Here is a 17,489-nt window from a genome sequence, read left to right on the forward strand (position 1 = left end):
AATCTTGACCAGTGAACGCAATACCGATATCGAAATCCGGCTGCTGATCGAGGCGATCTACCTCAAGTACAGCTACGATTTTCGCGATTACTCCGGCGCCTCGATCAAGCGCCGGATCCTCCATGCCATGCGCCAGTTCGACTGCCGCACGGTATCGTCGCTGCAGGAGCGAGTGCTGCATGACCCGGGCATGTTCCTCGAGTTGCTGCAGTACCTGACGATCCCGGTCAGCGAGATGTTCCGCGACCCTGGGCACTTCCTGGCACTGCGCACCGAAGTGGTGCCGCTGCTGCGCACCTGGCCCTCGCTGAAGATCTGGATCGCCGGTTGCAGCACCGGCGAGGAGGTGTACTCCATGGCCATCCTGCTGCGCGAGGAGGGCCTGCTCGAACGCACCATCATTTATGCCACCGACATCAATCCGCACTCGCTGGAGCGTGCCAAGCAGGGCATCTACTCCATGCAGGTCATGCATGAGTACGAAGATAACTATCGCAAGGCAGGTGGTCGGCGGGACTTTTCCGAGTACTACACCAGCGCCTACGGCAACGCCATCATGGATGCCAGTCTGCGCGACAACGTGACCTTCGCCGATCACAGCCTGGCCACCGACAGCGTGTTCTCCGAGACACAACTGGTGTCGTGCCGCAATGTGCTGATCTACTTCAACAAGGGGCTGCAAGACCGTGCCCTGGGGCTGTTCCACGAGTCGCTGTGCCACCGCGGCTTTCTGGTGCTGGGCAGCAAGGAGTCGGTGGACTTCTCGGCCTACGGCGAGCGTTTCGAGCCGCTGGTGCGGCCCGAGCGGATCTACCGCAAGACATGAACAGCGTGCGAGCGATTGTGATTGGCGCCTCGGCGGGGGGCGTGTCGGCGCTGTTCAGCGTGCTCGGCGCGCTGCCCGGCGATTTCGCCATCCCGGTATTATGCGTGCTGCATCTGCCCGATGATCGGCACAGCCAGCTGGCCGAGGTGCTGCAACGCCGCTTGCGTCGACCGGTTCGCGAGGCCCTCGACAAGGCGCGAATAGAGCCCGGCCTGATCTATGTAGCGGGGCCGGGCTACCACCTGTCGGTGGAGCGTGATTTCAGCCTGTCGCTGAGCCAGGAAGAACCGGTGCATTTCTCACGACCGGCAATCGATTTTCTCTTCGAGTCGGCCGCCGACGCCTACGGCTCGGAGCTGCTAGGCGTATTGCTCACCGGGGCCAATGAAGACGGCGCCCAAGGGCTTTTACGCATCAAACAAAGCGGAGGCCGGACGGTAGTCCAGGACCCTCGCGAAGCACAGGTCGCGTTGATGCCGGAGGCCGCACTGGCCCTGCACGACCCGGACCACATTCTTTCCCTGAGCGGTATCGGGCAGTTGCTCGCTACCCTGGAACCCAGCGCATGCTAAGCCACATCACCGCGAAACTGCTGATCGTCGACGACCTGCCGGAAAACCTGCTGGCCCTGGCCGCCCTGATCCAGGGCGATGACCGCGAGGTGTATCAGGCACAGTCCGCCGACGAGGCGTTGTCGCTCCTGCTCGAGCACGAGTTCGGCCTGGCCATTCTCGATGTGCAGATGCCTGGCATGAACGGATTCGAGCTGGCCGAGCTGATGCGCGGCATGGAGAAGACCCGCAATATTCCCATCGTCTTTGTCAGCGCCGCCGGGCGCGAGATGAACTATGCCTTCAAGGGGTATGAGAGCGGAGCGGTGGATTTTCTGCACAAGCCCCTGGAACCCTTGGCTGTGAAGAGCAAGGTGTCGGTATTCGTCGACCTGTTCCGCCAACGCAAGGCGCTGGACCGCCAACTGCAGGCCCTGGAACACAGCCGGCAGGAGCAGGAGCTGCTCCTCAACCAGTTGCAGCTGGCTCGTGGCGAGCTGGAGCGAGCAGTGCGCATGCGCGATGACTTCATGTCGATCGTCTCCCATGAGGTGCGCACGCCACTCAACGGGCTGATCCTGGAAACCCAGTTGCGTCGCATGCATCTTGCGCGTGGCAACCTGGCGGCGTTCAGCGAAGACAAGCTCAAGGCCATGGTCGAGCGCGACGAACGCCAGATCAACAGCCTGATCCGCCTGGTCGAAGACATGCTCGACGTGTCGCGGATTCGCACCGGCAAGCTTTCGATCCGGCCGCGCACCTTCGACCTTGGACAACTGGTGCGGGGGCTGGTGGAGAACTTCACCGCCCAGGCCAACGCGGTGGACACCTTTATCGAGCTGCAGCGCTGCGATGCCTTGCAGGGCGAGTGGGACGAGTTCCGGATTGAACAGGTGGTGGCCAACCTGTTGTCCAATGCCTTGCGCTATGGAAATCGCAAGCCTGTGCAAGTGCGGGTGTTCGAAGAGGACGCAATGGCCTGTGTACAGGTGCAGGACCAAGGTATCGGCATCGATGTACAGAACCAGCAGCGGATCTTCCAGCAGTTCGAGCGTGTCGCTGCGCAGCAGGCCAGTGGTGGCCTGGGCTTGGGCCTGTACATTTCCGAGCAGATCATCCTGGCCCATGGCGGGCGGATCCGGGTCGACAGTCAGGTTGGAACTGGGTCGACGTTCACCGTCCAGCTGCCGCTATCGGTATTGCCGCATGCCTGTGATCATCCCCGGGCAACCTCTGCATAAAGCTGCGGTCTGATAGCCAACTTATTGAATTCGAAGGCGTTGTCATGAGTGAAGATGCACAAGACGTGGTACTGGTGGTCGAGGACGAGCCGGCGATCCGTATGATCCTGCGTGATTACCTGGCAGGCGAGGGCTACCACGTGCTGGTGGCCGAGGATGGCGAGCAGGCGTTCGCGATCCTGGCCAGCAAGCCGCACCTGGACCTGATGGTCACCGATTTCCGCCTGCCGGGCGGGATTTCCGGGGTGGAGATCGCAGAGCCTGCGGTGAAACTGCGGCCTGACCTGAAAGTGATCTTCATCAGCGGCTATCCGGCGGAGATTCTCGAGTCGGGTAGCCCGATCGCGCGCAAGGCGCCGATCTTGGCCAAGCCGTTCGACCTGGATACCCTCCACGAGCAGATCCAGGCGTTGCTGCGCTAGGCCATCGCTGGCAAGTCGTTGCGGCGAACCGTAGCTCCCACAGAGGCGGCGCTTGGCTTGAGGGCGGCGCGGTCGGGGTGGGAGCCGGCTCGCCGCCGAATGGGCTGCACCGCAGCCCCGGTATGGATGGCGTTACCTCAACCGATCTGCGTACGCAGCAATGCCATGGCCCGGTCAACCTGCTGTTCATCGTTGAGCAGGCTCGGCGCAAAGCGGATCACCGGCCCTGCGTCGCGGTCCACGGCATCGACCATGACCTTGTTGGCGTTCAGGTAGGCGGCCACGGCATCGGGATCGCGATCCTTGATGCGGAAGAAGGTGAAGCCTGCGGAGAACTCGCGGCTGACCGGCGTCACCAGCTCCACGGCGCGGTGTTCAGCCAGGCGCGCCTTGAGGTAGTCGTTGAGCTGGTGGATACGTGCCTGGACATCGGCCTTGCCCAGCTCCAGGTGCAGCTTGAAGGCCTCGCCCAGCGCCCAGCGGTGCTCGAAGGCGTGGTACCCGCCCGGGGTCATGATGGTGCCGAAGTCCTCGTTGCGTGAAAAGGTGGCGAAGGTCGGTGTCAGGTACTGCATCTGCTCGGACGCCGAGCAGATGATCCCGGTCCCGCGTGGACCGAACATCCACTTGTGGGTGCCAGCGATGAAGTAGTCGCAGTTGAAGTCGGCGAAGCGGGCGTTTTCCACGCCGAAGCCATGCACGCCATCGACCACGTAGACAATCCGTTCGGCCTCGTCGCGGTTGCGGTTGTGCTGGCGCACCAGCTCGCCGATGGCGCCCACCGGCAGCTTGACGCCGCTGCCCGAGTGTACCCAGGTCATGCCCAGCACACGGGTTTCAGGGCGAATGCTGCGGTCGATCACGCTCAGCACCCGGTCGGTGGACACGTCGCCCGGTTTGTCGAACAGGCGCAGCTTGCGCACCTGGGTGCCATGCTGGCGCAGACGGAAGGCCAGGCAGTTGTGGGTCGAGTAGTGCTCGTGCTCGGTGGTCAGGATCTCCTGGTGCGACGCCACGTGCAGGCCGCCGTAGATCATGCCCAGACCCTCGGTGGTGCTGCCGGTGAGGGCGACCTGGCGGGGGCGCACGTCCAGATAACGGCCAGCCCACTCGCGGACCTCATCCTCGCGCTGCCATTCGTACTGGCTCTCCCAGTCCATGCACACCGCGGGGTTGTGGTCGAGGGTGGCGCGGTGGCGGTCGATCGCATCCTGTACCGGCCGTGGGTGGGCGGTGATCAGGAAGTTGGCGAAGTGCGCGACATCCGGCGCCAGGGGAAACAGCTGGCGCAACTGGCGCCATTTGTCCGGGCCCTGCAATGACGGCGGGGTGGCGGTGGCGGCCAGGGCGCTTGGCAGCAACGGCAGGCTGGCCGCCAGGGCGGCGGCCTGCTTGAGGAAGGCGCGCCGATCAGTCATGGCGGGTTTCCTGGGCGGTATTGGCGAGCTGGGCCACGGGGTTGGCGGCTTTCTGCACCTGCCCCCAGACGCGCAGGAAGTTGCCTGCCCAGAGCTTGGCGATATCGGTTTCGGAATAGCCGCGGGTCAGCAGTTCGGCGGTCACGTTGCGGATCTCGCCGACGTTCATGAAACCGGTGACGCCGCCGCCATCGTTGAAGTCGGAACTGATGCCGACATGGTCGATGCCCATCTTCTTCACCGCGTAGTCAATGGCGTCGACATACTCCTTGAGGCCGGCGCGGGGCTCTTCGTCGACGATGGCATACAGGCTGCTGGCGTATTCGCCGAAGCGCGCCTCTGGCCAGATGGCGATGATCGGGTCGCCCGGCATCAGTGCGTTGGTCAGGCCTTGCAACGGTTGCAGGTCGAAGCGTGCGCGCAGGGCTTCGAGCTTCTCCAGGGTCGGCTTGCTCAGGGGCTTGAGGTAAGTGGTGAAGGCCACCACCTGAAGCACGCCGCCGCTGTCCTTGATCAGTTGCATCTCTTTGTCGGACAGGTTGCGCGGAATGTCCACCAGCGCCCGTGGCGCCGAATGCGAGGCCACGAACGGCGCGCGGCTCAGGCGGGCGACGTCTTCCAGGGCCAGGGTGGACATCTGCGAGACATCGATGATCACGCCCAGGTCGTTGAGCCGCTTGACCGCCTGCTCGCCCAGTGGCGACAGGCCGCCGAAGGCGTCGGGGGTGTCGTTGAAGAATGGCAGTGGCCGCGAGGAATCGGCCCAGGCGTTGTTGCCGGTGTAGCTGAAGCCGAACATGCGCATGCCGCGCTTGGTCCACAAATCGAGCTGCGACAGGTCGCTGCCCAGTGGGTAGGCGTTGAGCATGCTGATGAAGATGGCGAACTTGCCTTCGCCGTTCAGGCGCCGGAAGTCGTCCGGTGTGTAGGCGATGCCGACCTGGTTGGGGAAGTCGCGCACGATGCCGCTGATGATCTTGTAGCGCACTTCCTGCTGGTTGCGGGCCTCGTCGATGAAGCCAGGGGTAGGGCGGTGCGGCGCGTTCGGGCCGTTCCACAGCTCCGGCCAGCCGAAGACGGTCAGCGCCGCGCCGGACAGCCGGCCCTTGGCCGCCTTGGCCAGGTCGAACTGGCCACGGCCGTCCTTGTCTGCTTCGTAACCGGTGCTGCCGTAGCCCAACGGCACGGTGACATGGCTGTCGAAGGAGAGCATGTGCTCATGCAGGTCGTTGGCCTGCTGCACGATCGCACGGGGGTAGCCGCCGTCCTGTTTCCAGAAGTAATAGCCGGCGGCTCCACCCAGGGCGGCCACCAGGGCCAGGGGCAGGCCGATGTACAAGGCTTTGCGGGAGCGGGTCTTGGTCATTGCCATCTCGTTGCAGGGCTGATCGGTTCCGGCCTGGCCGCGCGGTGGGCGCTAGGGCAGGGCTCGGGTATCAGGTGGACGAATGGCGGGCGGGTAAATTTATCGGTGGGCGAGAATCAAGTTTGCACGCGTGGTGCCGATACCCCAGTCATTGAAAGGACCCACCGTGGAGGATTAAGGAATGGTAGGCATCAACAACGTCAGCAGCAGCATCGCCACGCAACTGGTCAAAGGGCAGGCCAAAGAAGACGAGAAGTCGCCGGCTACTGTCGCGGTAGACCTCAAAGGCACCAGCGAACCAGGCAAGCCTGCCGGCGCAAAGAAGGCCGAGGATGACGAGGGTAGCGGCGAGCCGTCGTACATTCAGCAAATGCGCGAGATGATCAGGCAATTGCAGAAGCAGATGGCCGAAGAACAGCGTCAGCTGGCGAAGATCGCCGCGCAGGAAATGGACGACACCACGAAAGCGACGATGATTCTCGCCAAGCAGTCGAGCATTGCCACCTTGAGCGGGCAAATACAGGCAGCGACCGCGAAGCTGCTTGATGCACTGACCAAGACCGGCGGCAACAGTGCCGGTGGCATGGTATCCACCCAGGCCTGAAAACGCCCGGTTTCAGCCCACAACGCCCCGCTTGCGCGGGGCGTTGTCGTTTCAGTCCTGCGCCAGGCGCGCGCGCTGCCTTTCACTCTTGTACTGCATGGCGACTGCCGGCGCCGGCTTGGCGCTGCCGGTTTCCAGCCACTGGCGCATGCGGCTGGCGTCGGCGAAGTGGGTGTACTTGCCGAAGGCGTCGAGGATCACCATGGCCACTGGACGGTTGTCCATTTTGGTCAGCAGCACCAGGCAATGCCCCGCTTCGTTGGTGAAGCCGGTCTTGGTCAGCTTGATGTCCCAGTTGCTCTTGTTCACCAGGTGGTCGGTGTTACGGAAACCCAGGGTGTAGTTGGGCTTGCGGAACGCCACGGTCTTTTCGCGGGTGACCGACAACTCGCTGAGCATCGGGTACTTGCGCGAGGCCATCAGCAGCTTGGCCAGGTCCTGGGCGGTGGAGACGTTCAAGGTCGACAGGCCGGTCGGCTCGACGTAGCGGGTGTGGCTCATGCCCAGGCTGCGGGCCTTGGCGTTCATCGCCTTGATGAACGCGCCGTAGCCACCGGGGTAGTGGTTGGCCAGTGAGTTGGCCGCACGGTTTTCCGACGACATCAGGGTGATCAGCAACGTCTCGCGACGGTTAAGCTCGCTGCCCAGCCGCACCCGGGAATACACGCCTTTCATCTCCGGGTTGTTGGCGATGGTCATGGTGAGCATCTCGTCCATGGGCAGCTTGGCGTCGAGCACGACCATCGCGGTCATCAACTTGGTGACCGAGGCGATGGGGCGCACGCGATCGGCGTGGCTGGAATACAGCTCCTTGTTGGTGTTGAGGTCGATCAACAGGGCGCTGCCGGACGCCAGGTGCAGTTTGCTCGGGTCACGCTGGACCTGGGCCGGGGGTTGTGCAGCAGCGGTCGACGGTAGGGTCGCGGTTCCTGTGAGCAACAGCAGCAGGCTGAGGATGGACAGGGAAGTTTTCACGTTGAGGCTCACTAAATGTTGGTATGTCGTTGGCTGTGCAAGGGTTTCCCCCAAAAACCGTTGCATTCTGGAGTATGGCCGAACGGCTGTCGAATGCCTTATATCCAAAGGGCGCAACGTGAAGTAAATTTAATCCGGCGGGCTTTGCGCCGCATTCCCATATGGTCAACCGGACGACCTGCCATGACACTCCGTATCGATTTCACCGACCAGGCGACTAGCCTGCATCACGATGCAATTTTGAAACCCTTGCGCGAATTCAATGGTGGCGTGATCGGCTCGCCTGGAGCGGCCTCCGTCGCCTGGACGCTGCGTGACCCCAACCTGGATGAAATCGTCGGTGGCCTCTACGCCAGGCTGGGTGGGGGGTGGATGTTCGTCGAACTGCTGGTGGTGCCCGAGCGGATGCGCGGGCAGGGCTGTGGGCGCGAGCTGATGGCCAGGGCTGAGGCGCTGGCGAGGAGAAAGGGCTGTGGCGGGATCTGGCTGGATACCTTCAGCTTCCAGGCGCCGGACTTCTACCGCAAGCTGGGGTTCGAGGTTTTTGGTGAGATTGCCGATTTCCCGCCTGGGCATACCCGTTATTTTCTGCAAAAGCGATTGGCCTAGTCTTGCAGGCTTCGCACAGGAAAAGGTCTCAGCCAACCCGCAACCAGATCGCCGAGGCGTCGTCGCTCATCTTGAATCGTGGGTAGCGCAGGCATGCCGCATCGTCGTGCTCGATGCCACGCAACGTCCGCGCCAGGTCATCGAGGCCGTGGGCCAGCAGGCGCTCGATGAAACCGGCTGGGTCATAGGCGCGATAAGTGTCGAACAGTGCGGCGAAACCGTCGCTCATCAACAGCACATCGTCCCCCAGGGACACTGATGCCCGGCTGTAGAGCGTGCCCTCCCTGGACAGCTCGGCATCGATGCCAAGCACGGCCCGGGGACGCTCACGGGCAACCCGCCGGTCAGCCAGTACGGCAGGGGTCCGCACGCCGTGGGCGCCAGTACCGGGCCCAAGTGCCGCAGCCTCGGCGCGTTCGGCCTCGCGGTCGGGCTCCGGGGTGAGGAAGTGGATGCCGCTCGCGCTGCGGTGCAGTACCACGCAGTCGGCCAGGTGGGCGCAGACCAGCTCATCACCTTCCAACGCTACCGCGGCAAAGGCGGCGCGCGGCAGTTCCCAGGTGGCCAACGGCTCACGTTGACGGTCTTGCTGGTAAGCCTGGGCAATCGCCACGAAAACCGATTCGCAGACCTGCCGCAGGGGCCCCGACGCCGCGGAGAAGGCGCGCTGGGCCGTGGCCGAGAGCCAGGCCGCGCCGCCGCGCTCACCCAGCAGGCCGGGAGCGCCGAGGTCAGTAGCGCCGTCGATTACCCAGGCATGGCGGTCGGCACTGCCGACGCGGTCGTCATTGGGGACATCGGGCTTGCCAGCCAGGCTCAGGGACTGGATCAGGTCGAAATGCATATCGGGCTCCGGATCGATGGGGTGCAGCAACCTTGAACGCTGGGTCGGCGTGCGTCAAATATCAAGGTTTGGGTGCGCGGTCCCAGCAGTCGCTGTCCAGGGCGCAGACGCCGTATTGCCGGTCCATCAGCGCCATGCGCCGCAGGTGGGCGTCGATGATGTCGCGGTTCACTTCGCTGTCGATGATGTAGCGGCTGTAGCGCTCGATCAGGCGGAGTTTCCAGGCCTCTCGGGTGGCCGCGTCGAGTGTGTCGGGCGCATTGGCCAGCCGTTGCAGGGTGAGGTCGTCGACACGCTTGAGCTGGTCGGTGAGGGTGTCGATGTAGAGGCCGCGCTGCGTTTCCTTGTGGCGCGCAGTGTCGGCATCGAAGACATCAAGGTTGCGCTGCCATTGGCTCCAGTAGGCGTCCGGCAGCTGGATATCGCGTTTCTGACGCAGCTTGGCGACGATTTGCGCGTTGCTCTGGCGCGGGGGTGGTTGGCGGTTCTGACTGGCCAGCGGGTCCAGGGCGAGGGCCTGGGCAATCCAGGCATTGCGTGCCTCGCTGTCCGGCAGCACCGGGCCAAGTGGCGGGGCTTGGTCGGTGGTGGAGCGGGGCAGGGCATTGCAGCCGGCAAGCGACAGGAGCAGTGACAGTACCAGCAGCGCTGGTAGGTTGTGACGCGACATGAATCTTCCTTGAGTAACTGCAAGATCGTGCATCCGTGGCGGATGCACGAGAAGTATCGGCGCTTGCGCGGCTGACTTGAGCTCAGTCCAGTTGCTTGGCCATTTCCGCGGTCTGCGCCCAGCCCAGGCCGGCATAGACCGGCCGGCCCACCTCGGTGGCGTGCAGGACGGCAAAGCCCAGGCCGCGCCGGATGAACTCGGCCTCCGCCAGGCACATCAGTTTCGAAGCCAGTCCCCGGCGGCGATGGGAAGGCTCCACGTAGACATTGAGCACGTAGCCGCGCTGCTCGTGACAGGGATGCGCCGGGTGCGGCGGCCAGTCGATCGACATCAGGCCGATGGCCGCCACCGGCTGCTCCTCATCCAGTAGCACGAAACCGTAGTAGCGACCATCGGCCAGGCGTGGTTGCAGCCAGGGCCGGAAGTGTTCGGTCATGGTTCGCAGGCTCACAGGGTCGCCACCGGCCTCCAGGAACATGGCCTCGCGATGGGCGCAAACCATGGCCTGGTCGCCCGGCAGCAAGCGGCGCAGGACCAGCCCGGGAAAATCGCTGGTGGTTGGCAGTTCGTTCATGGCAGCTCCCTTGGTTACAGGCTTCGATCCTAGGCGCAGCGGGCAATCGCCGTTAGATACAGATGGCCGGCAAACCTGGCATACAGCAACCTTGCCGCTGCCTGCGTTTATGGCGATGATCCGTGGCAACGCGACCACCCGACGAAGAGGCCCGCATGCCTGTTGCCCCGCTTTTGCGTTGCACCCTGCTCCTGCTGCTCGCAACCCCGGTGTGGGCGATGGACGGCAAGGGCAACTCGATCGATCACTTCACCGTTGGCTCCAGCCTGGGCACGGCCGCAGTGAGCGGCTCCACCAGCCACTCGCAGCGCAGCTACCAGGCCGCCCGCGATGATGCGCTGATGTTCATCGCCAGCGACGGGCGTTTGCGCGGCGCACGCCTGGAGCAGGCGCTGGGTGACTATCGCCAATTGCACCCCGCTAGCGCGCTGGGTGACCTTGAGCTGGCCCGGGCCTTCGCCTGCCAGGGGAGCTGACTGGCCAGCCGTTGATCGCGCTTGCTCGGGGCGGATGGATCCGGGGGCTAGACTCGTGGGCAGTGAGACCCGCCCAGGAGAGTGCCCATGACCGCCAAGAACACTGTTTGCCTGTGGTACGACAACGACGCCGAGGACGCGGCGAATTTCTATGCCAGCACCTTTCCCGACAGCCGCGTGACCGCAGTGCACAAGGCGCCTGCCGACTACCCCTCGGGCAAGGCGGGCGACGTGATCACCGTCGAGTTCACAGTGATGGGCGTGCCCTGCATTGGCCTGAACGGCGGCAAGGCGTTCAGCCACAGCGAGGCGTTTTCGTTCCAGGTGGCGACCGACAGCCAGGAAGAGACCGACCGCTACTGGAACGCCATCGTCGGCAATGGTGGCAGTGAAAGTGTCTGTGGCTGGTGCAAGGACAAATGGGGCCTGTCCTGGCAGATCAGTCCACGGATACTCACCGAGGCCGTTGCCAGCGCCGATCGCGGCGTGGCGAAGCGGGCGTTCGAGGCGATGCTGCAGATGAGCAGGATCGATATCGCCGCCATCGAGAAAGCCATCAAGGGCTGAACCCTTCAGTGCACGCGCTTGCGTTCGCTGACGCATGCCCTCGCTTGCTCTGCCAGCGTATCCAGCCGTACGTCGCGCAGCCGTTCGGCCTCGACCATCGCCGCTTCGCCCTGCTGCTTGAGCAGGTAGGCATGGATCTGCCGCACCTCGACGGTCTGGTAGATCGGCGCGATATCCAGCCGCCCGATCAGTGCCTCGCTGGGCTTGCCGGTACTGCTCATCAATACCTGCGGCCCGGCGCTGGCGACTACCTGCAGGCCCATGTTCTCGAACCACGGCACTTGCTGGGCGAAGGCGCTCAGCTCGACACAGGCATAGCGGCCACGCACGGCATCCAGCAGGCCACGGGCGATACCTTTGCGGCGGTGGTTGGCGTCCACGGCGAGGTAGGCGAGGGCGCAGGCTTGCGGGTTGTCCTGGGCCGGCAATACCAGGGCAAAGCCGAGCAACCGGTCCGGCGCGTCGGCATCCAGGGCGAGGGTCAGTTCGACTCGCAGGCCGCGGGTGCCGTCCAGGGCCATCAGGTACTGGTGCACCTCCAGGCCGACACCATACTGGTACAGCGGGTACAGCGGGTTGTCCGGGCTGATGGCGACGCTGCTGAGCTGACCGACGTGGTCGATCACCAGTTGGCGGATCTGGTTCTGGAAGGATTCGGGCGGCACGCCGTCAAGGCGGCGGAGGATGAACATCGCGGGTGGAACTCCGGCAAGGTGTGAAACACCCGCCCCGGACGAGGCGGGCGTCCATTCTACCCGCAGATGCTAGTGTCCTGCCTCGGAAATAAGCTGTTCACTTTTGGCGGCGTCTTGGGCGCCCGGCCCGCGTTGCCACTCCTCGCCATAGCCCTGCTATGACTCGTCGCGGCGCCTTGGCCGAACACCCAAGCCACTCGCCAAAAGAGAACGTATTTCCGAGACAGGACACTAGCGCAGCCCAGCCAGCATCAGGTCGAGGTTCTGCACGGCGGCGCCCGACGCGCCCTTGCCCAGGTTGTCGAATACCGCGGTCAGCAGCACCTGGCCGTGCTCGGGGTTGGCGTACAGGGCCAGGCGCAGGTCATTGCTATCGTTCAGCGCCTGCGGGTCGAGCGCTGCGGCCGCGCCGTGCTGGTGTAGGGGCATGACCTGCACGTGCTGGGCTCCCTGGTAGTGCTGTTCCAGGCAGGCCTGCAGTTGCTCGGCGCTGACCCCGGGCAGCAGGCGCAGTTGCAGGGGAATGCTCAGCACGATGCCCTGGCGATAGTCGCCATAGCCCGGGACGAACACCGGTCGTGCGCTGAGCCCTGCGTGTCGCTGGATCTCCGGCACATGCTTGTGGGCCAGTTCCAGGCCGTACAGTTGCAGCGCCGGCAGGTAATCATCGCTGCGCTGTTCATGGCGCTCGACCGCGGCACGGCCACCCCCGGAGTAGCCGGATATGGCATGGATGCTCAGCGGGTAGTCGGCGGGCAGCAGGCCGGCCTTGACCAGCGGATGCAGCAGGGCGATGGCGCCGGTAGGGTAGCAGCCGGGGTTGCTGACCCGGGTAGCCGTGGCGATGCGCTCGGCCTGCTCGGCGTTCAGCTCAGGCAGGCCGTAGACCCAGCCTGGAGCTGTGCGGTGCGCAGAGCTGGCGTCGATCACCCGTACCGCCGGGTTGCGCAGGATGGCCACGGCCTCGCGGGCGGCTTCGTCGGGCAGGCAGAGAAGGGCAATGTCGGCGCTGTTGATGGCCTCGCTGCGGCGGGCCGGGTCCTTGCGCTCGGCCTCGGGCAGGGTGAGCAAACGCAGGTCGTCGCGGCCTTGCAGGCGGGCGTGGATCTGCAGACCGGTGGTGCCTTGGTCGCCATCGATGAATACTAGGGGTTGATGCATGTCGATTGTCCGGTGACGGGAGTGATGGCTAATCCTCGCTGCTCACTGGACGAAAGAAAATTTGAATATCATGATGCCCACGTTCAGTAATACTGAATTGATAGCCGCCCTTGCGAGACCCCATGCGAGAAATCAGCCTCGACCGCCTGCGCACCCTGGTGGTGATCGCCGACTGCGCGTCCTTCGCGCAGGCCGCCCGCCAGCTCAACCTGGCGCCCCCGACCATCAGCCTGCATGTGGCGGAACTGGAGGCGCGCATCGGAGCCCCATTGCTCACCCGCACGCGCGGCCAGGTTCGCCCCACGACCATCGGCGCGACGTTGCTGGCCCGCGCCCGGCGCCTGCTGGCCGATGCCGACCAGGCGCTGGACGAGGTGCGCCGGCAGGTCGAGGGCCTGACCGGCCGGGTGCGCCTCGGCGCCTCGACCGGCGCCATTGCCCACCTGCTGCCCCAGGCCCTGGAAACCCTGCGGGTGGATCATCCGGGGATCGACGTGCAGGTGCAGGTGCTCACCTCCCAGGCCTCCCTGGCGCGTCTGCGTGAAGGCACCCTGGACATCGGCCTGGTGGCGCTGCCGCAGGTGGCGGGCAAGGGCTTGAGGATCACGCCGTGGCGGCGCGATCCGATCATGGCCTATGTGCCCGCCGACTGGCAGCCGCCGGCGCGGGTCACCCCGGCCTGGCTGGCCGGCAGGGCGCTGATCCTCAACGACAGCACCACCCAGCTGTCGCGGGTCACCTCGGAGTGGTTCGCCACGGCAGGTCTGTATCCCGAAGCGCGGATCGAGCTGAACTACAACGATGCGATCAAGAGCTTGGTGGCCGCCGGGTATGGCGCCACCTTGCTGCCGCAGGAAGGTGAGGTGCGCCAGCCGCAGGGGCGTATTGCCCAACGGCCATTGCGACCTGGCTTGTGGCGTCAGCTCGGCATTGCCTGCCGTGAAGGGGAGGTGGAGCGGGCGACCGCGCATGTGCTGGAGGCGCTGGGGCGGTTGCGCCAGTGACAGGCTCAAGGGTCCTGCGGATCGTGCCCCAGCGATTGCAGAAACAATGAGAACAGCTCCGGTTGCGACGAGATGTCCAGCTTGGCGTACAGATGCCGGCGATGCACCTTGATGGTCTCCGGTGAAATGGCCAGCCGCTCGGCCATGGCCTTCGATGAATAACCGCGCAGGATAAGCCGGGCGATCTCCAGCTCGCGCTCCGACAGCACCTTGGCGCCGAACAGGCTCATGGCGTCGCGCACCTGGTGGGCCATGCCCGCCACTGGCGTCGGGCGCAAGCTGTGCTGCTGCCAGTGCTGGGTCATCAGTGCGACCACCCACGGACAGACCAGCGCCAGCAGGCCGTGGCTGGCGCTGTCGAACCGTTCGCGCCGGCCCAGCGACAGGGACAGGGCGCCGCTGTCGCCGAGCTGGACGATGAACTGCACCTCGTCCTCCAGGACATGGTCGTGAAAGTACTTGAGGTAGTACTCGCTCTGGCGGAACTGGTCCGGCGCCACTTCTTCCAGGCGATGCAGGCCATCGCCTATGCGCTCCTGGCAGGCCTGGTAGAACGGGTCGAGCTGATACAGGCCACTCAGGTACAGGGCCATGGCCTCGGGGTTGCCTTCACCCCGTGCGTCGAAAATTTCCAGTGCCCGGGGCAGCCCGGTACGGGGGTAGAACATCGCCAGGGCGTTGTCGAACGCCAGCCATTGCTGCAGCAGCAGGATCAACTGGCGCCAGAAGCGCGGCTGGCCGATTTGCTCGACGGTGCGGGCAAGGCCGGCGTGGGCGCTGGCTTCGGTGAATAGATGGTGCATGGGGCCCGCCGCGGCTGGTGGTAGGCCCGCAGTGTTCAGAGCTTTGCACCGCCCCGTCAAGGGGCGTACCCCCTAAGGGTAATTGGCCAAAGGCTTGCCCAGGCCTACAGTCCAGCCCAGGTCCAGCGGCCGCGCGACCGGTTTTCCCCTCACAACCAATAACAATCAGAGGAAAAACGCCATGAGCTCCAGCGAAGAGCCCGCAAGCGCGCTCAAGCAGCGCCTGGGTGTGTTCGACGTGGTCGCCATCACCGTTTCCGCGGTGACCCCAGCCAGTTCCGTGTTCGTCATTGCCCCGTTCGCCATCCAGCAGGCCGGCAGTGGTGCGTTCCTGTCCTTCATCATGGCCGGAGCGCTGGCGTTGATGTTCGCCTGGTGCTACGCCGAACTGGGGCGCGCCCACAGCTCCGCTGGCGGCGAGTACGTGTACGCCAAGCGCGTGTTCGGCGGGCTGGCGGGTTATGCCACCTTCCTCACCGTGCTGGCCTCGATGCTGTTCATACCGCCGGTGCTCGCAGGTGGCGCCGCCACCTACCTGAACAATGCCCTGGGCACGCGTTTCGATACCCAGACCGTGGCCTTGGTGATCGTGGTGTCGAGCTATGCCCTGGGTATCCTCAATATCCGCCTGAATGCCTGGATTACCGGGGTGTTCCTGTTCTGCGAGGTCGCCGCGCTGCTGGTGATCGTGATCCTGGGCTTCGGCAATGCCAGCCAGCCGGTGGCTAGCCTGTTGCAGCCGCAGATGCTCGAGCAAGGGGCGCTGACGGTCGCGCCCTGGGCACTGGTGCTGGGCGCGGTGGGCATGGCGCTGTTCGCCTTCAATGGTTATGGTGGCGCGGTGCTGCTGGCCGAAGACATGAAAGACCGTGGCCGCACCGTGCACCGGGCGGTGCTGTGGTCGCTGGCGGTGGTGGTGGCCATCGAGGTGATCCCGCTGGCGGCGCTGTTGATTGGCGCGCCGTCGCTGCAGGCAATGCTGGCCAGCGGCGATCCGATCGGCTACCTGCTGACCGCCCATGGCAATGAGACCCTGGCGCGGCTGGTCAGCGCGGGGATCTTCCTCTCGGTGTTCAACGCCATCGTCGCCATCGTCATCCAGGTCGGCCGGGTGGTGTACAGCAGCGGGCGCGACGCGATCTGGACGCCCACGCTAAACCGTGCCTTCACCCTGATCCATCCGCGCTGGGAGTCGCCGTGGCTGGCCACGCTGTTCCTCGCCGTGCCGTCGGCCTTGCTGAGCCTGTCCGGCAGCCTGGAGGAACTGACCTCGTTCACCGTGCTGCTGTTGCTGCTGATCTACCTGGTGGTGGCCGCATGCGCCTTGTGCAGCCGGGTACTGCGCCGCGACCGCGAGCATCCGTACCGCATGCCGCTATGGCCATTGCCGGCGCTGCTGGCGGTCAGCGGTGCCGCCTGGCTGCTGGTGACCCTGCTGCGCGAGGCGTCCTTGCGTGACCTGTTGATCATTCTCGGGCTGCTGGCCGTGTCGGTGACGCTGTACAGCACCCACGGCCGGCTCAGCCCGACCTTCCAGAAATTGTGAGTATCCAAGGAGTACACATGCGTGCGCGTCAACTGGGCATCACCCTCGGCCACGGCACCCCGGGCCCGTTCAATGCCATCACCGACGTCCCTGGAGTGCGGGTCGGCCACAGTACCTTGATCGACGAACAACGCCCGGCACCGATCCGCACCGGGGTGACCTTGATCGAGCCCCGTGCGGGCGCGGCCCGCCAGCAACCCTGCTTCGCCGGCTGCCACGTGCTCAACGGCAACGGCGACGCCACGGGCCTGGAGTGGATCCGTGAGGCTGGCCTGCTGACCACGCCGATCGCCATCACCAACACCCATAGCGTCGGCGTGGTGCGCGATGCGCTGATCGCCGCCGAGCGCGAGCGCCTGCCGGACGATGCGGTGTACTGGTGCATGCCGGTGGTGATGGAAACCTACGATGGTTTGCTCAACGATATCTGGGGCCAGCACGTGACCCCGGCGCAGGTACGCCAGGCGCAGGAGGCAGCCATCCCGGGGCCGGTGCAGGAAGGGCCGGTGGGCGGTGGCACGGGGATGATCTGCCACGAGTTCAAGGGCGGCATCGGCACGGCCTCGCGGCGCCTGGAGGACGGGCAGGGCGGCTGGACTGTCGGTGCGCTGGTCCAGGCCAACCATGGCCAGCGGCGCGAGTTGCGGGTGGACGGCTACCCGGTGGGGCGCCAGCTGGGGCATTTGCCGTCGCCTTTCGCCGAACCTGTGACGGGCACCCCGGGCATGGGCTCGATCGTGGTGGTGATCGCCACCGACGCACCGCTGCTGCCGCACCAGTGCCAGCGCCTGGCCCAGCGCGCGTCGATCGGCATCGCCCGCACTGGTGGCGGCACCGAGGACTCCAGCGGCGATATCTTCCTGGCGTTCTCCACCGGTAACCAGAATCTGCCGCCGGCGGACTATGCACGCAAGGGGCTGGAACAATGCACCGAGTTGCGCATGCTCAACAACGACCATATCTCGGCGTTGTTCATGGCGGCGGCGGAAGCGGTGGAGGAGGCGATCGTCAATGCCTTGCTGGCGGGGCGCACGATGCAGGGCAAGGGAGGGGTGGTGGTGCCGGCGCTGGATGGGGATACCTTGCTGACGGCATTGCATGAAGCAGGTTGGAAACCTCGCGACTAGCGTAGTGGCC

20 protein-coding genes are annotated in these 17,489 nt (G+C 65.0%); 11 read left to right on the forward strand and 9 right to left on the reverse strand.

Translation table 11 applies throughout. From position 1 onward, the window contains the following. Positions 1 to 4: 4 nt before the first annotated feature. The 4 genes from C3F42_RS28725 to C3F42_RS28740 are packed head-to-tail and all read left to right on the forward strand — an operon-like array spanning position 5 to position 3,040. Positions 5 to 826, forward strand: coding sequence for a protein-glutamate O-methyltransferase CheR (locus C3F42_RS28725; protein WP_094011900.1), 822 nt, complete (start codon positions 5 to 7; stop codon positions 824 to 826). Next, positions 823 to 1,398: a chemotaxis protein CheB gene (locus C3F42_RS28730; RefSeq protein WP_023629511.1), complete on the forward strand. Its 576-nt coding sequence runs from the start codon at positions 823 to 825 to the stop codon at positions 1,396 to 1,398. Before C3F42_RS28725 ends, C3F42_RS28730 begins: the two co-directional genes overlap by 4 nt. After that, positions 1,392 to 2,618, forward strand: a complete 1,227-nt coding sequence (locus C3F42_RS28735) for a hybrid sensor histidine kinase/response regulator (RefSeq protein WP_104445225.1) — start codon at positions 1,392 to 1,394, stop codon at positions 2,616 to 2,618. The genes C3F42_RS28730 and C3F42_RS28735 overlap by 7 nt, the downstream gene beginning before the upstream one ends. A 44-nt stretch (positions 2,619 to 2,662) precedes the next feature. Next, positions 2,663 to 3,040, forward strand: coding sequence for a response regulator (locus tag C3F42_RS28740; RefSeq protein ID WP_023629509.1), 378 nt, complete (start codon positions 2,663 to 2,665; stop codon positions 3,038 to 3,040). A 137-nt stretch (positions 3,041 to 3,177) separates the two neighbouring features. Here the strand turns inward: C3F42_RS28740 and C3F42_RS28745 are convergent, their stop codons facing one another. Both C3F42_RS28745 and pvdM read right to left on the reverse strand, forming a co-directional pair. Then, entirely contained in the window at positions 3,178 to 4,458 is a 1,281-nt protein-coding gene (locus tag C3F42_RS28745) for an aminotransferase class V-fold PLP-dependent enzyme (RefSeq protein ID WP_094011902.1), read from the reverse strand. Beyond that, positions 4,451 to 5,824, reverse strand: a complete 1,374-nt coding sequence (pvdM, locus tag C3F42_RS28750) for a pyoverdine-tailoring dipeptidase-like protein PvdM (protein WP_046855255.1) — start codon at positions 5,822 to 5,824, stop codon at positions 4,451 to 4,453. The genes C3F42_RS28745 and pvdM overlap by 8 nt, the downstream gene beginning before the upstream one ends. Before the next feature lie 181 nt (positions 5,825 to 6,005). Here pvdM and C3F42_RS28755 point away from each other — a divergent pair, with 181 nt between their 5' ends. Beyond that, positions 6,006 to 6,428, forward strand: coding sequence for a hypothetical protein (locus C3F42_RS28755; RefSeq protein WP_094011903.1), 423 nt, complete (start codon positions 6,006 to 6,008; stop codon positions 6,426 to 6,428). A 51-nt stretch (positions 6,429 to 6,479) separates the two neighbouring features. Here the strand turns inward: C3F42_RS28755 and pbpG are convergent, their stop codons facing one another. Beyond that, entirely contained in the window at positions 6,480 to 7,403 is a 924-nt protein-coding gene (pbpG, locus tag C3F42_RS28760) for a D-alanyl-D-alanine endopeptidase (protein WP_046857753.1), read from the reverse strand. 183 nt (positions 7,404 to 7,586) lie between these two features. Between pbpG and C3F42_RS28765 the strand changes: the two genes are divergently transcribed. Further along, complete coding sequence (locus C3F42_RS28765; RefSeq protein ID WP_104445226.1) at positions 7,587 to 8,012, forward strand: N-acetyltransferase; 426 nt, start codon at positions 7,587 to 7,589, stop codon at positions 8,010 to 8,012. Positions 8,013 to 8,040: 28 nt separating this feature from the next. Here C3F42_RS28765 and C3F42_RS28770 read toward each other — a convergent pair whose 3' ends face one another. The 3 genes from C3F42_RS28770 to C3F42_RS28780 form a co-directional block, all read right to left on the reverse strand. Further along, positions 8,041 to 8,856: a protein phosphatase 2C domain-containing protein gene (locus C3F42_RS28770; RefSeq protein WP_104445227.1), complete on the reverse strand. Its 816-nt coding sequence runs from the start codon at positions 8,854 to 8,856 to the stop codon at positions 8,041 to 8,043. A gap of 61 nt (positions 8,857 to 8,917) precedes the next feature. Continuing rightward, positions 8,918 to 9,526 (reverse strand): hypothetical protein, encoded by a 609-nt coding sequence (locus tag C3F42_RS28775; RefSeq protein ID WP_104445228.1) that lies wholly within the window; start codon positions 9,524 to 9,526, stop codon positions 8,918 to 8,920. Between the two features lie 82 nt (positions 9,527 to 9,608). Further along, positions 9,609 to 10,100, reverse strand: coding sequence for a GNAT family N-acetyltransferase (locus C3F42_RS28780; RefSeq protein ID WP_094011968.1), 492 nt, complete (start codon positions 10,098 to 10,100; stop codon positions 9,609 to 9,611). 155 nt (positions 10,101 to 10,255) lie between these two features. Here C3F42_RS28780 and C3F42_RS28785 point away from each other — a divergent pair, with 155 nt between their 5' ends. Next, complete coding sequence (locus C3F42_RS28785) at positions 10,256 to 10,576, forward strand: DUF2388 domain-containing protein (protein WP_023632009.1); 321 nt, start codon at positions 10,256 to 10,258, stop codon at positions 10,574 to 10,576. 87 nt (positions 10,577 to 10,663) lie between these two features. Then, complete coding sequence (locus C3F42_RS28790) at positions 10,664 to 11,143, forward strand: VOC family protein (RefSeq protein ID WP_094011969.1); 480 nt, start codon at positions 10,664 to 10,666, stop codon at positions 11,141 to 11,143. 5 nt (positions 11,144 to 11,148) lie between these two features. Here the strand turns inward: C3F42_RS28790 and C3F42_RS28795 are convergent, their stop codons facing one another. Both C3F42_RS28795 and argC read right to left on the reverse strand, forming a co-directional pair. Continuing rightward, a complete protein-coding gene (locus C3F42_RS28795; protein WP_104445229.1) occupies positions 11,149 to 11,835 on the reverse strand; it encodes a GNAT family N-acetyltransferase in 687 nt (228 codons plus the stop codon). 234 nt (positions 11,836 to 12,069) lie between these two features. Next, the gene (gene argC, locus C3F42_RS28800; RefSeq protein WP_038706306.1) at positions 12,070 to 12,999 is read right to left on the reverse strand and encodes an N-acetyl-gamma-glutamyl-phosphate reductase; all 930 of its coding nucleotides are present in this window, start codon (positions 12,997 to 12,999) and stop codon (positions 12,070 to 12,072) included. A 122-nt stretch (positions 13,000 to 13,121) separates the two neighbouring features. Between argC and C3F42_RS28805 the strand changes: the two genes are divergently transcribed. Next, positions 13,122 to 14,003 (forward strand): LysR family transcriptional regulator, encoded by an 882-nt coding sequence (locus C3F42_RS28805; protein ID WP_038706305.1) that lies wholly within the window; start codon positions 13,122 to 13,124, stop codon positions 14,001 to 14,003. A gap of 5 nt (positions 14,004 to 14,008) precedes the next feature. Here C3F42_RS28805 and C3F42_RS28810 read toward each other — a convergent pair whose 3' ends face one another. Further along, complete coding sequence (locus tag C3F42_RS28810; RefSeq protein ID WP_094011972.1) at positions 14,009 to 14,806, reverse strand: helix-turn-helix transcriptional regulator; 798 nt, start codon at positions 14,804 to 14,806, stop codon at positions 14,009 to 14,011. Between the two features lie 181 nt (positions 14,807 to 14,987). On the opposite strand from C3F42_RS28810, the gene C3F42_RS28815 reads away from it, so the two are divergent. Further along, on the forward strand, positions 14,988 to 16,352 hold the full coding sequence (locus tag C3F42_RS28815) for an APC family permease (protein ID WP_094011973.1): 1,365 nt from the start codon (positions 14,988 to 14,990) through the stop codon (positions 16,350 to 16,352). A gap of 17 nt (positions 16,353 to 16,369) precedes the next feature. Continuing rightward, positions 16,370 to 17,479, forward strand: coding sequence for a P1 family peptidase (locus tag C3F42_RS28820; RefSeq protein ID WP_038706304.1), 1,110 nt, complete (start codon positions 16,370 to 16,372; stop codon positions 17,477 to 17,479). Positions 17,480 to 17,489: the final 10 nt, after the last annotated feature.

Origin of the sequence: Pseudomonas sp. PONIH3, assembly GCF_002934345.1 — a bacterium.
Taxonomy (GTDB): Bacteria; Pseudomonadota; Gammaproteobacteria; order Pseudomonadales; family Pseudomonadaceae; genus Aquipseudomonas; species Aquipseudomonas soli.

Bases quoted from the DNA above. Each gene is read 5' to 3' on its own strand.
- C3F42_RS28815 (WP_094011973.1), top strand. From the start codon at position 14,988: ATGAGCTCCAGCGAAGAGCCCGCAAGCGCGCTCAAGCAGCGCCTGGGT.
- C3F42_RS28745 (WP_094011902.1), bottom strand. From the start codon at position 4,458: ATGACTGATCGGCGCGCCTTCCTCAAGCAGGCCGCCGCCCTGGCGGCC.
- C3F42_RS28730 (WP_023629511.1), top strand. From the start codon at position 823: ATGAACAGCGTGCGAGCGATTGTGATTGGCGCCTCGGCGGGGGGCGTG.
- C3F42_RS28780 (WP_094011968.1), bottom strand. From the start codon at position 10,100: ATGAACGAACTGCCAACCACCAGCGATTTTCCCGGGCTGGTCCTGCGC.
- C3F42_RS28740 (WP_023629509.1), top strand. From the start codon at position 2,663: ATGAGTGAAGATGCACAAGACGTGGTACTGGTGGTCGAGGACGAGCCG.
- C3F42_RS28795 (WP_104445229.1), bottom strand. From the start codon at position 11,835: ATGTTCATCCTCCGCCGCCTTGACGGCGTGCCGCCCGAATCCTTCCAG.
- C3F42_RS28775 (WP_104445228.1), bottom strand. From the start codon at position 9,526: ATGTCGCGTCACAACCTACCAGCGCTGCTGGTACTGTCACTGCTCCTG.
- C3F42_RS28790 (WP_094011969.1), top strand. From the start codon at position 10,664: ATGACCGCCAAGAACACTGTTTGCCTGTGGTACGACAACGACGCCGAG.
- C3F42_RS28770 (WP_104445227.1), bottom strand. From the start codon at position 8,856: ATGCATTTCGACCTGATCCAGTCCCTGAGCCTGGCTGGCAAGCCCGAT.
- C3F42_RS28810 (WP_094011972.1), bottom strand. From the start codon at position 14,806: ATGCACCATCTATTCACCGAAGCCAGCGCCCACGCCGGCCTTGCCCGC.
- argC (WP_038706306.1), bottom strand. From the start codon at position 12,999: ATGCATCAACCCCTAGTATTCATCGATGGCGACCAAGGCACCACCGGT.
- C3F42_RS28735 (WP_104445225.1), top strand. From the start codon at position 1,392: ATGCTAAGCCACATCACCGCGAAACTGCTGATCGTCGACGACCTGCCG.
- C3F42_RS28755 (WP_094011903.1), top strand. From the start codon at position 6,006: ATGGTAGGCATCAACAACGTCAGCAGCAGCATCGCCACGCAACTGGTC.
- C3F42_RS28785 (WP_023632009.1), top strand. From the start codon at position 10,256: ATGCCTGTTGCCCCGCTTTTGCGTTGCACCCTGCTCCTGCTGCTCGCA.
- C3F42_RS28805 (WP_038706305.1), top strand. From the start codon at position 13,122: ATGCGAGAAATCAGCCTCGACCGCCTGCGCACCCTGGTGGTGATCGCC.
- pvdM (WP_046855255.1), bottom strand. From the start codon at position 5,824: ATGACCAAGACCCGCTCCCGCAAAGCCTTGTACATCGGCCTGCCCCTG.
- C3F42_RS28765 (WP_104445226.1), top strand. From the start codon at position 7,587: ATGACACTCCGTATCGATTTCACCGACCAGGCGACTAGCCTGCATCAC.
- C3F42_RS28820 (WP_038706304.1), top strand. From the start codon at position 16,370: ATGCGTGCGCGTCAACTGGGCATCACCCTCGGCCACGGCACCCCGGGC.